Genomic DNA, 12118 nt, shown 5'->3' on the forward strand with positions numbered 1-12118 from the left:
CATCGGGATGTAACTTCTGCGGCCGCTATACATTAGCGAACCGTAAGCAATGATTTGAAACTGAGAGGATTAGCTTGAGTACTCAAAGTTCGCCAAGAAAAAGATGTGGCAAATACATTTTTGTGATCTCAGCTCTAATCATACTCATGGCGCTCAGCGTACTCATTGGCTGGCATGCGCATATCGGCGGTGCTGTTCAAGTTTTTCAAGACTTTATTCCCATGCAATACAACGCAGCACTATGCTTTATTGCGCTTGGAATAGGCGGCATCAGCCTCTGCACTCATAGGCGATTGCCACTCTTGATTTGTGGGGCATTCATTAGCTTGATGGGTCTGGCAGTCATAGTGGAATATGCGACGGGACTTTCACTCGGCATCGACACCCTTTTCTTCTCCCCTTGGGATATCACGCCATCCAACGCCCCAGGGCGAATGCTACTCACCACTGCAGTCAGTTTTATAGTGGCAGGCAGCGCACTATTCATTATCGCCATACGCAATCAGGCTTATGGAATGTTTGGCATTCTCAATTCAGTCACGCTGAGTTTGGCGCTCACTTCGCTTATCGCTTATACATTCCACATAAGCACCGTATTCATATTTAGCCTTAATTTACAGATGGCACTCAATACGTCTCTGGCAATGTTTGCTTATGGTCTGGCTATGCTTCACTACGCATGGAAGCATGCTGAATATGGCGCAGACGGACTCCCTAATTGGTATGCGGGTATCGGCATAAGCCTGTTACCACCGCTTTTGGTTGGCGTGAGTGCACTATTACCTGAGCAATCATGGCGCGTAATCTCCCTGGGAGCATTGTTTGCCACGCTGGGCGTTGGGTTTATTACGCTGGCAATACGTTGGCTCACAACGGCGAAAATATCCTACAAGGGCATGCTCATGATTGTGATGCCGCTAAGCCTGCTACTGACCTTTGTAAGCCTGGTTGCGCATATCAAACACGAGAGTGAATCAATGCAAACGCTGACGATACACTCCACTGAGGTGATTAACACATCACAGGCACTAGTCTCGCAAATCATCGATACAGAAAGCAGCGTGCGAGGCTACATGATCACGTGCGATGCATCTTTTGTTGAAGCTTATCCAGCGACATTGCAGTCCATCGCACAAATCACGCAACACCTGCTTAATCTGGTTAGTGACAATCCACAACAAGAACTCAGTGCACAAAGAGTAGCGCAAGCGGCTGTGGAAAGAATGGACTACCTGAGCTACGTCATAGCCTTGATCAAAACAGATAATAAAAAGCAGATTGAACGGGAAATCGTTTCAAGAAAAGGCGTTGATCTGATGAAAAAGTTGCGCGCCGAAGTCGCTAGCTTCTCTCAAGAAGAGCTACGTTTGGGCACAGCACGTCGGCAAGCTCTAGAAACTTCATGGCAAAGATTAAGCTGGTTGCTGGTTTCGGGCACAACTGCAGCCATTCTCTTATCTTCAATTTTGGCACTTTCTTTCAGCGGCAGTTTAAGCAAGCGCCTGCAGCAACTGCGCAACAATGCAAACAACCTGGCCACAGGTAAAGCACTTGCGGCACCGCTCACGGGTAGCGATGAGATTGCCGAACTAGATCAAGTGTTTCATGACATGGCGGATTCACTCAATCAAGCAGCCAAGCGTGAAAATACAGAACGCATTCTCGATTGGCACACTATCGATGTCAGGCATACCGAGGCGTTACTTAAGGCAGGCGCCCTACAAAATGCTATTTTCAACAGCGCCAATTTCTCAAGTATCGCCACCGATGCCAAGGGTGTGATCCAGATATTCAACGTGGGTGCAGAGCGCATGCTCGGTTACACCGCCGCCGATGTGGTAAATACCATCACCCCCGCCGATATTTCTGACCCGCAAGAAGTCATTATTCGCGCCGAAGCCTTAAGTCTAGAACTTGGCACCACCATCACACCTGGGTTTGAAGCTCTAGTTTTCAAGGCCTCGCGCGGCATAGAAGACATTTACGAGCTCACTTATATCCGTAAAGATGGCAGCCGATTCCCTGCCGTCGTTTCGGTAACAGCCCTGCGCGACCCGCAGGATGCAATTATTGGCTATCTGTTGATAGGTACCGACAATACTGCCCGCAAACAGGCTGAAGAAGCACTGCTGAAGGCTGGCGCTTTGCAAAATGCCATATTCAACAGCGCCAATTTTTCCAGCATCGCGACTGATGCCAGAGGCGTTATCCAGATATTCAACGTGGGTGCCGAGCGCATGCTGGGCTATACCGCAGCCGAAGTGGTGAATACCATCACCCCTGCTGACATCTCTGATCCACAGGAAGTGATTGCACGTGCCGAGGCCCTGAGCCTGGAGCTTGCCACCACCATCACACCAGGGTTTGAAGCCCTGGTATTTAAAGCCTCGCGCGGCATAGAGGATATTTACGAGCTTACGTATATCCGCAAAGATACCAGCCGCTTCCCAGCCGTAGTCTCGGTAACTGCGTTGCGCGATGCGCAAGAGCGCATCATTGGCTACCTGCTGATCGGTACTGATAATACGGCGCGCAAACTGGTAGAAGCCGACCGTGCATTGCTTGATCAACGTCTGCGAGACCAGCAGTTTTATACACGCTCGTTGATCGAATCAAATATCGACGCGCTGATGATGACCGACCCGCAAGGCGTAATCTCCGATGTGAACCAGCAGATGATAGAGCTCACCGGGCGCACGCGCGATGAGTTGATAGGTGCCCCTTCCAAGAATTTCTTTACCGACCCCGTCAAAGCTGAAGCTGCCATCAAACGTGTGCTCACCGAAAACAAGGTGAGTAACTATGAGCTCACAGTGCGCGCGCAAGATGGCGAAGAAACCGTAGTTTCATACAATGCCGCCACTTTTTACGACCGTGAGCGCAAGCTACAAGGCGTATTTGCCTCGGCGCGCGACGTGACTGAGCGCAAGCGCATAGACTTGGCACTGCAAGAGAAAAATGTCGAGCTTGAGCATGCTACCCGCATGAAATCGGTGTTCCTGGCCACTATGTCGCATGAATTGCGTACGCCTCTTAATGCGATTATTGGTTTTTCCGAAGCACTCAAAGATGGCCTGGCAGGCAGTATGGATGAGACACAGCTTGAGTATATAGGCGACATTTTCAGCAGCGGGCAGCATCTGCTCTCGCTTATCAATGACATCCTCGATTTATCCAAGGTTGAAGCCGGCATGATGACGCTTGAGCTGGAACCCACCGATCTAAACTGGTTGTTATCTAACAGCCTGACCATCGTCCGCGAAAAAGCCGCAGCGCACGGCATCAGCCTTGAGCTTGAAATAGGCGATGATTTGCTTTTGCCCGACACGGCGCTGGAGTCAGAGTTGCCTCAGCTCGATATGCGCAAGACCAAGCAGATCGTCTATAACTTGTTATCGAATGCTGTGAAATTCAGTGCCAAAGGTGGGCATGTAGCACTGCATGCACATCGCGTTGCCCGCAGTGCGGTAGGCAGTATGGATGGTAATTGGCCTGTACACGGCTTTGCGCTGGCAGATAACCTCGAAGATAACCAACAAGATAGTAAGTACAGCGAATTTCTCGAACTCAGCGTGAGTGATAACGGCATCGGCATCAGCATCGAAAACATGAGCAAACTGTTTCAGGCCTTTACCCAGATTGATAGCAGCCTCGCGCGTAAATTTGAGGGAACAGGCCTGGGGTTGGCCATGGTTAAACAGCTGGTCGAATTACATGGAGGCACAGTGGCTGTTGCCAGCGAAGAAGGCAAAGGCTCGCACTTTGCTGTCTGGCTACCTCTGCGCACAGCATCATAGGGACTCAATGGCCAATATACTCATTATTGAAGACAACCCGGCCAACATGAAACTGGCTTGCATGTTATTACGCAATGTAGGCCATACCTTGCTGTGTGCTGTAGATGCCGAAACTGGGCTGACATTAGCGCGCGCAGAGCAGCCAGACTTGATTCTCATGGACATCCAACTACCTGGCATGGATGGCTTGGCAGCAACGGTCATACTCAAACAACACCCTTCCACCGCTGCCATCCCTGTGATTGCGCTCACGGCAATGGCCATGAAAGAAGATGAGGCAAAGACCAAAGCCGCTGGTTGTGACGCTTATATCGCCAAGCCCATACGCTACAAGGAGTTATACAGTGTGGTGAATTCCTTACTGAATAGTGATAAGAAGTCCGTTTAGAACTAAAGGCAGAGCACCATAAACTCCACCCATAAAATCTTCTAAAGGAGATGTCATGACTAGTCCCAACGCCACCATACTCATCGTTGACGATGAGCCGCAGAATTGCAAACTACTATCTGCAATGCTGAAGCCAGAGGGCTATCTGACCATATGCGCCAATAGCGGCTTACAAGCGCTATCATTGATTGCAAGCAACCCACCAGATCTGATTTTGCTCGACATCATGATGCCAGAAATGGATGGCTACCAGATGACAGCCATACTCAAGGCCGACCCCAGCACCGCCAACATCCCCATCATCATGGTCACCGCACTTAGCGACCAAAGTGCCTGCCTTGCTGGCCTGAAAGCGGGCGCCGAAGAGTTTCTCAGCAAACCCATAGACCGTACTGAAATGTGGCTAAGAATACGTAACCTATTACGCTTGAAAGCCTTTGACGATTTTCTGCAGAACCATAATGCCTTGCTGGAGCAGCAAATACAGGAGCGCACGGCAGACCTAAAGCGTTTTCGCCTGGCAATGGACGCAACGACCGACGCCATTACGCTGGTAGATCGTGCCACCATGCACTATGTTGAAGTGAATGCCACGGCTTGCAATATGCTGGGTTACACGCGAGAAGAGTTGCTCAAAATTGGCCCTTCACACATAGGTGCAGGCGCACCAAAAGAGCTGGCTAGGGAATACGATGGCGTAATTAATGGGCACAGCAAGTTTGAATTAAAAGAGACTCAGCTTAGGCGTAAGGATGGTTCTGAAATTCAGGTAGAAATATATCGCCATGCACAGCGGTCTGGCAATGAGTGGATTATTGTTGGTGTAATACGCGACATCACAGAACGCAAAGAAGCAGAGAGACGAATGCATCATCTTGCGCACTATGACCCACTCACCGGCCTGCCTAACCGCACCCTGTTCTACGAAATGCTCAGAAAAACATTGACCCAGGCCATTGAAAGCAAATGGCTGGTCGCCGTATTGTTTGTCGATATGGATCACTTTAAAAATGTGAACGATACATTGGGGCATATGGTGGGCGACGAACTACTCATTGAGTTCAGCAACCGATTGGTGCAATGTGTGCGCATTCGCGATACGGTCGGTCGTATGGGCGGAGATGAGTTTGCGCTTATCCTCACCATGGAAGACGACGAACTAGGCGCCACCGTAGTCGCTAACAAAATACGCGATGCACTGCGTGAGCCCTTCTACCTTAGCGGCAATGAAGTGACCGTGACAGCCAGTATTGGTATCACCCTGCACCCCAATGATGCCTCTGACGCGCAAACCTTGCTCAAATATGCTGACACGGCCATGTACCGCGCCAAGCATGCAGGCCGTGACACCTACCGCTTCTTTACTGCGCAAATGAATGTAGATGTATTGGCACGCCTTGAAATGGAAAAAGCCCTGCGCAAAGCCATTGAAAATGAAGAGTTTGAGCTCTACTACCAACCCAAGGTGTACCTTAAAACTGGCCGCATTACTGGCGTTGAAGCCTTAATCCGCTGGAATAGACCCGGGCATGGCATGGTGTCTCCACAATTTTTCATTCCAGTACTGGAAGATACAGGACTGATAGTACGTGTAGGCAGTTGGGTGATTGCCACAGCATGCAAGCAAATCGCGCTATGGAGGCAGTCTTCAGTAGGTGCGCTACAAATATCGGTGAATGTTTCTGGGCAACAGTTTGTAGAAGGTGATCTTGATGGCGATGTGATTAGCGCCCTCACTGAAAATGATATTCCACCCCATCTGCTCGAGCTCGAGTTAACCGAGAGCTCGATGATGGTCAATACCGAACGTACCATCGCTATTTTGGATAAACTGAAAAAACTAGGGGTACAGATTTCAATTGACGACTTTGGCACTGGCTATTCAAGCCTCGCCTATTTGCGCCGCTTTCCCATAGATAAACTAAAGATCGACATCGCCTTTATTCGAGACATCACACACAACGCCGACGATGCCGCCCTGGCCTTGACCATCATTCGCATGGCGCATGGGCTCAAGATGGAAGTCATCGCCGAAGGGGTAGAAACCATCGGCCAACTGGCCTATTTGCGACACTACCGATGCGATCACATCCAAGGCTACTATTTCAGCCCGCCAGTAACCGTAACAGAACTAGAAAAAATGCTACTCAGTGCAAAGCGCATGGCCGCGCCAGCACTACCATGGAATATGTACACGGTTCAGAGTGCGTTAAGCGTTTAGATATCTAGACCACTGTTTGTAAAATAAAAAGCCAGCATCAGATGCTGGCTTTTTATTTGGCCAATATTTGAATCACCTATAAAGATTCACAAGAATGCTGCCGTTAGTCTAGTTAGGTATATTTGTGTTGTAACTTTGTAAGAAGCGAGGCTACTGTGGCTATATCATCTGTAACTAATGGGTACTCTAATCTTTTAAATAGTGTGTATTCCACGTCTGGAACTTCTACCACCACTACTTCAACGGATACTGATATATCGTCAATCCTGAATCAAATTGAATCATCTGCCAGCTCGTCTGTAACTTTAAATAGCACCGCCACTAATCCAGCAACTCAAACCTATACAGCGCAAGGCTTATTACAGCAAATCAATGCAAGCAAATTGAGTAACGACAAGCTGCTGTTTGGCGACAACTCCAGTACCGACTCTTCTACTGATAATAGCTTGCCTGCTGAGCTTGCTGGCCTTACATCACAATTGAATGGCACTGCGACTGATACTACTGCCTCTCAAGCTACCATAGATTTAAATGCAGATTGGGCAACAACATTAAAATCCAACCCGTCTATGGCGCCTGTACTTGTTCAGAATGAAATTAATAAGTCGTTGGTGTCAATATTTAATACCAAAGAGTAATTAATATCACTCGATTTTGAAGTCTGTTTCGGCCAAATATTCTGACATAAAAAAGCCCCACTATGATGTGGGGCTTTTTTATGGCTCACCAAAACTGACGAATCAGGTAACTGGATTCTGACTATCCTGATTAACTCCTAACGACCCATTAATGACAAAAACATTTGGGCGATTACATATGAGAAGAAAATAGCCAAAAACAACCCACCGATGGCAATGGAGCCTAAAAACAAGCTATTTTTTTGAAAGTAACGCAGCATGATTAATGACGAACAAATACCAATGAAGCAGATGAAAGCGCCGAGCAATATTGATGAATATTGAAATATAACTCTGTGGTCGTATGATATGTGAGGGTTATTTATTAGTTTATTATCAACAGAAAGACCATATATCCAGCCGCTAACTGCAATAAACCAACCCAAAACACTCGTACTTAAGCACAAAAATGAAGGGAGATTAAATTCTGAATTTTTCAAAATAACTCCATAAGAAATAATGTCTTCTTTCGCCCCTAGCGGACATATACGATTTATCTTAGCCCGCTTGAATGATTGGATACTATGGGCTTAATATACCCCATGAGATATAAGCTTGGCGGTTGTAGTACCCAAGCCCATCAACAGGATAGGTTTGATTGTTTATGCTAAATTGATCAATTGCATCAACTATTGGTTCTTTCTTAAATGGAATATGAATAACTCTGGCATTTCTATTGTTAATTCGTGTTGCTAATGCTTGAGGCCAGTAACTAGATAAAAGATTTGGCGCCATAATCTAGTCGAAATTTGGATAAACTGCAATGATAGGTATATTACAGGTGTCTATTGCATGTGAAATTTCAAATGGTACCCAATCTGTATCATTTTTAGTTGTTTCTGTAAGGATTAACAGCATATGTTTTGAGTTATTAAGCCTCGTTACTAACGCTCTACGAAGAGTTTCTCTTAATGACGTGTCTCGTACTGCTGATGTTTTTTCATGACTATTAATTAAATTAAATTCAATACTTTTATTAGAACTCCACATTTTGAGAGTGTTGTAGTATTTAATATCTGACGCTGTTGGGTCGCTTGTATTGTTAGCGTGAAAAGCTACGTATGTTCCATTACGATATGCCATTACTTTCTCTTTCAGTATTTACGGACATAACTTTTGTCAACGGACTAAACTCTAGACAAAAAATAGCTCTAAATATAAGAATCTAGAACTTGATTTAGATGATCTTTGATATCGTATAAATTCACTTTAAAATTATCTGCATCTTCAGATCGAATTACGATAATCAATTTTCCTGTAAATTTACCCAAAATTGATGTCTTTATAAAAGACTCCGCCATTATAGATATTATCTTTTTTCGGGATTGGTTAATTCGACCTCTACCTGTGCCGATTACTGGCAGAACCAGCTCCTGCAATTCACCTTCGTCCCTTACATGCTTCCAAAGACCTGCTAGAGCTTGCTCAATGTCGTCTAGGGTAGTTGAAGCATTCCCTTGCGAGTTTAATTCAGACATCGCATTCAAGTAAAAAGCTTTACCATGGGTGTTAATAGTAATTGTGGTGCCCATTGGGTAGGGTTTTGATAATTGCAATTTGTTCAACTCATAATTAATTTTGTTAATCAGCTCATTCTGATTACCAGTAAAGTATTTAGAAGTAAACTGACCCTGCAAGCTATTATGCGCAATCTTGCCACCAGCAACATCTGCTTCAAAGATAGTATTGGTGCTCACCATAACTGCGCCACTTACTTCGAATAAATCATCGATTCTTACTTCCAAGTTAATATCTATACTTTTAAATTCCAACAAAATTGATTTAATTGGACGGCGTATCAAAATAGATATAACAACTGATAATATAAAAAAAATCACAAAAGCGTAGGCTCCATACTTATCTTTTGTATATATGCTGAAAAAATCAAGTGATTCAGCTATGAGATAGATTCCCCCATAAATGGCGAGAATTGATTCGATTCCAGCGCGGGATATGAATATATATTGCCAATAAGCTTTGCTAAAAACCGTATTAAAAAAATATTTAATGTTTTTCATCTAATGTCTCAAATATGTCTTGATCTATATCTCGTTTTTAATACGCTCAATTAACTAATGATAAGAAGCGACCTCCCCCGTTCATGTAACACGGGGAGTTATAAATACATTGTTTAATATGAGAATAGTAGCAGAAGTAAATTTTTTATGTCTATCAAGGAGATAGCACAGAGTGTGGGATATTAGAAATAGCGGGCAACAAAAAAGGCACTCATGATGAGTGCCTTTTTAGGTTTTGTCTGGCTCCTCGACCTAGGCTCGAACCTGCGACACACGGATTGAGTAATTGCCGTTGCCCAATCAATACCGCAGTGACTTAATGCCTGATTCTCGGGTATCCAATCCTGGGGATATATTTTTGCGGTCAGGGAGTTTTTCGGCGGGGATCTCAGGCGGGATAACAATCGTGTCCTTTTCGGTAGGTACTGGCTCAGGTCTTTTCACGCCATCAGAATCTGTTGAGCACGGTTTATTATCTATTTTCACCTTATCGCAGGGCATCATCGAATCATCTGGCGTCACGATTGCCGCCCACGATAGACTAAAAATGCTTGAACCAAGCGCAAGCATGATGCCGAAAAGGCTATTTATAAGAAATTTATGCATGATTTTACTCCCGCTTATTGGGGCTCAAGTACGTTCGGCTTGGCCGAATTAGCCAAATAGACTGATTAAAGGGTATGTGGAGACTGCGCAACCCACTGCCTCCACATACTCCCAATCATTAATCCAGAAAATGTGTTCCGAAGAGATTTACCACGATAGCAAAACCGCTAAACAGGTAGATCAAGCCTTGGACTGAGGCTGAAATGAGCCATTGGCGGAATCTGGTAGATTCTTCTTCGGATGTATCGGACTGGTGCAATATATAGATTGAATTTTGATGTTCGTTTGTCATCTCAAACTCCTAATCAATATCTACAGGAGTTCAAAATATCAAAGCAGTATCAACGCAACTATCGGAAGTAGGATTAATCGTCTGTCAGAAATATGCTCTATTAAAGTAAGCAGTTTCTTACTGTGGATTATGAAATTTTAAGCTGGGGCCAGCTCAGGTCTCTAACCAGTAAAACCCTAATGCAGGTACAGTCAAAAACTCTTCCGCCAAGCTGAAGTTGTCTCCCGTGTACAAATCTTTAACTGTGTCATAAGGCAAAAACCCTTTTTTGCGCAGCTCGTGAATATTCAAATTTTGCGGATTCGCATCGAAATTGCAGATCACCAATACACGTGAGTATTTGTTGATCAGGTCAAATCGTGAGAACACGAATAAATGTGGGTTATCTACCGCCAGCAACTCACGATTGTTGTGGTCAGCAAATGCGGTCAGCTCCTTGCGTACGGAAATCATCTTTTTTAATGCGCTGAAAATCAGGTTTTCTGGGGTGCCCGGTACTTTCCTCAGCTCGACCTTTTTCCAGTTCATATTTGGCCTGTGTACCCAGCGGCTATCTGTTTTTTTGTATTCGTCATCGAGGTAGGATTTGTCATTGAGCACACCAACGGCGTCACCGTAGTAAATAAGGGGAATGCCGCCAAATGCCAGCATTACGCTGTGTAACAGGTCTATGGTTTTGATGCTGTTCTGGATGGCTTCTTTGTCACCGCTTTCCAAGGCTGATTCCAAGCCAGATAAAGAGGCCAGTGAGCCAGCGATTCTGGCGTCGCCAGTTTTTTTGTTAATGCCAAATGCCACGCCTCTAGCGATGGATGATTTGTGATTATCGGTATAGTAATTAACGAGAAAATTGCGATGTGATTTAGGGTCGTACCCAGCAAGACGGATATCGTTATCATCAAAGCCGAGCCCGATATCGTCATGACAGCGTACGTAATTAAGCCAAGTCGCACGCTCCAGCTTCATCGGAATACTCTGTATGCCCAGATTCAATAGCGCTGTCTTCTTGGTTGCTACTGCATCCCAGAGCAGAGCCATGAGGGTTGCGTTGTAGGCAATCTCACATTCTTTGGCATTGATCGCGTCTTCACCAAAATACTTGATCACTTCCACTGGCGCGACGATGGCCTCTGCGATGAATAGCACACCAGGCGCTGTGACTTGGCAGCAGTCTTTCATCAATTGCAGTATCAAATGTGCTTCACGTTGGTTCTGGCAAGTGCTACCGATTTTTTTCCAGAGAAAGGCGACAGCATCTAGGCGAATAATATCCGCGCCACGATTGGCCCAGAATAAGATGATGTCCACCATTTCGATAAACACTTCTGGGTTCTTATAGTTGAGATCCCACTGAAAATCATTGAAAACCGTCATCACCCATTTGCCCATTTTTTCATCCCAGGTGAAGTTTCCAGGTGAGGTCTCGGGGAATACTTCTGGCATGCTTTCTTCGTACATATCAGGTATCTCGCGGTCATCGAAGATATTGTAGTAATCCTGATACTTCTGCTCACCTGCGCGCGCTTTTGTCGCCCACTCATGCTCATTGGAGGTGTGGTTAACCACCACATCCAGCACTAGCAACATCTCGCGCTTTTTCATGGTTTTGACCAAGTTTTCAAGGTCTGAAATATTGCCGACTTCGGGATTGATCTTCCTGAAATCCCTGACGGCATAGCCGCCATCACTTTTACCTTTGGGGCAATCGAGAATAGGCATGATGTGTAGGAGGTTGATGCCTAGGTCCTGCAGATAATGCAGCTTGGTCTGCAGACCGTTGAGATCGCCAGCAAATTCCTTGCAATAGATCGCATAGCCCGCCCACTTTTGGTTGAGGAACCAGTCATGGTCTTTTTCTCGCGCAAAATCCAGTTTTCTCAATTGCTGCGATCTTGCGATATAGGATTGCGTCAGCGTCTTTACTAGCTGATGCAGCTGTTGTTTGAAATCATCGCGCTGACCATAGAGTTGGTGAAACAGCGAATAGATCGCATAAAAATTCGCCCCGAGGCGGATATAAAAATGCTGCAGGTTCTTGTCTTTTATCTCGGATTCTAGCTTGGTCAGAATGTCATTGAGTTGCGAATGGGAAACTTGTTCATACATCTCGATACTCCTT

General features: G+C 45.6%; 10 protein-coding genes. 4 read left to right on the forward strand and 6 right to left on the reverse strand.

What is annotated here, in order from left to right:
* Window positions 1-146 precede the first annotated feature (146 nt).
* The 4 genes from ZMTM_RS07585 (at window position 147) to ZMTM_RS07600 (ending at window position 7044) form a co-directional block, all read left to right on the forward strand.
* A complete protein-coding gene (locus ZMTM_RS07585) occupies window positions 147-3797 on the forward strand; it encodes a PAS domain S-box protein (RefSeq protein WP_221763312.1) in 3651 nt (1216 codons plus the stop codon).
* Between the two features lie 7 nt (window positions 3798-3804).
* Window positions 3805-4185, forward strand: coding sequence for a response regulator (locus ZMTM_RS07590; RefSeq protein WP_221763313.1), 381 nt, complete (start codon window positions 3805-3807; stop codon window positions 4183-4185).
* Window positions 4186-4240: 55 nt separating this feature from the next.
* The gene (locus tag ZMTM_RS07595) at window positions 4241-6406 is read left to right on the forward strand and encodes an EAL domain-containing response regulator (protein ID WP_221763314.1); all 2166 of its coding nucleotides are present in this window, start codon (window positions 4241-4243) and stop codon (window positions 6404-6406) included.
* A gap of 155 nt (window positions 6407-6561) precedes the next feature.
* On the forward strand, window positions 6562-7044 hold the full coding sequence (locus tag ZMTM_RS07600) for a hypothetical protein (RefSeq protein ID WP_221763315.1): 483 nt from the start codon (window positions 6562-6564) through the stop codon (window positions 7042-7044).
* Window positions 7045-7181: 137 nt separating this feature from the next.
* On the opposite strand, the gene ZMTM_RS07605 is transcribed toward ZMTM_RS07600, so the two are convergent.
* The 6 genes from ZMTM_RS07605 to ZMTM_RS07630 all read right to left on the reverse strand — a co-directional run bounded on the left by ZMTM_RS07605 (window position 7182) and on the right by ZMTM_RS07630 (window position 12105).
* The gene (locus tag ZMTM_RS07605) at window positions 7182-7523 is read right to left on the reverse strand and encodes a hypothetical protein (protein ID WP_221763316.1); all 342 of its coding nucleotides are present in this window, start codon (window positions 7521-7523) and stop codon (window positions 7182-7184) included.
* A 298-nt stretch (window positions 7524-7821) separates the two neighbouring features.
* Window positions 7822-8166 (reverse strand): TIR domain-containing protein, encoded by a 345-nt coding sequence (locus ZMTM_RS07610; protein WP_221763317.1) that lies wholly within the window; start codon window positions 8164-8166, stop codon window positions 7822-7824.
* Between the two features lie 68 nt (window positions 8167-8234).
* Window positions 8235-9101, reverse strand: a complete 867-nt coding sequence (locus ZMTM_RS07615) for a macro domain-containing protein (protein ID WP_221763318.1) — start codon at window positions 9099-9101, stop codon at window positions 8235-8237.
* Between the two features lie 300 nt (window positions 9102-9401).
* Entirely contained in the window at window positions 9402-9707 is a 306-nt protein-coding gene (locus ZMTM_RS07620) for a hypothetical protein (protein ID WP_221763319.1), read from the reverse strand.
* A 118-nt stretch (window positions 9708-9825) separates the two neighbouring features.
* On the reverse strand, window positions 9826-9999 hold the full coding sequence (locus ZMTM_RS07625; protein ID WP_221763320.1) for a hypothetical protein: 174 nt from the start codon (window positions 9997-9999) through the stop codon (window positions 9826-9828).
* A 153-nt stretch (window positions 10000-10152) separates the two neighbouring features.
* Window positions 10153-12105, reverse strand: coding sequence for an alpha-amylase family glycosyl hydrolase (locus ZMTM_RS07630; RefSeq protein WP_221763321.1), 1953 nt, complete (start codon window positions 12103-12105; stop codon window positions 10153-10155).
* Window positions 12106-12118: the final 13 nt, after the last annotated feature.

It is taken from the genome of Methyloradius palustris, assembly GCF_019703875.1.
GTDB classification, from domain to species: domain Bacteria; phylum Pseudomonadota; class Gammaproteobacteria; order Burkholderiales; family Methylophilaceae; genus Methyloradius; species Methyloradius palustris.

Coding starts and splice junctions, on each gene's coding strand:
- ZMTM_RS07625 (WP_221763320.1), bottom strand. CDS start 9,999: ATGACAAACGAACATCAAAATTCAATCTATATATTGCACCAGTCCGAT.
- ZMTM_RS07610 (WP_221763317.1), bottom strand. CDS start 8,166: ATGGCATATCGTAATGGAACATACGTAGCTTTTCACGCTAACAATACA.
- ZMTM_RS07590 (WP_221763313.1), top strand. CDS start 3,805: ATGGCCAATATACTCATTATTGAAGACAACCCGGCCAACATGAAACTG.
- ZMTM_RS07615 (WP_221763318.1), bottom strand. CDS start 9,101: ATGAAAAACATTAAATATTTTTTTAATACGGTTTTTAGCAAAGCTTAT.
- ZMTM_RS07630 (WP_221763321.1), bottom strand. CDS start 12,105: ATGTATGAACAAGTTTCCCATTCGCAACTCAATGACATTCTGACCAAG.
- ZMTM_RS07620 (WP_221763319.1), bottom strand. CDS start 9,707: ATGCATAAATTTCTTATAAATAGCCTTTTCGGCATCATGCTTGCGCTT.
- ZMTM_RS07595 (WP_221763314.1), top strand. CDS start 4,241: ATGACTAGTCCCAACGCCACCATACTCATCGTTGACGATGAGCCGCAG.
- ZMTM_RS07585 (WP_221763312.1), top strand. CDS start 147: ATGGCGCTCAGCGTACTCATTGGCTGGCATGCGCATATCGGCGGTGCT.